General features: G+C 67.9%; 1 pseudogene. It reads left to right on the top strand.

The annotated features are described in order from the left end of the window. Window positions 1-246, top strand: a pseudogene (locus SB772_RS44400) (gamma-glutamylcyclotransferase); the annotation flags it as partial.

Genomic DNA, 246 nt, shown 5'->3' on the forward strand with positions numbered 1-246 from the left:
GGTGCGCGTTTCGGCGGCGTTCGGCTACGTGCGCAGCTGGAGCGACCGCGCGCGCACCGGCTTCACGGCACTCGGACTGCGGCGTCCGTTCGAAGGTGAAGCGCCGATGACAATCAACGGCGTGATCTATCCCGTTGCCGGCAACGACATGTCCGCGTTCGACGAGCGCGAGAAGGGATACGTGCGCGTCGAGGTGCCACGCGCGCTCATCGAGTCCGTATCGTGGCAGTCGCCACCGGCGCAGGG

Source organism: Paraburkholderia sp. SIMBA_030, from assembly GCF_046535245.1.
Lineage (GTDB): Bacteria > Pseudomonadota > Gammaproteobacteria > Burkholderiales > Burkholderiaceae > Paraburkholderia.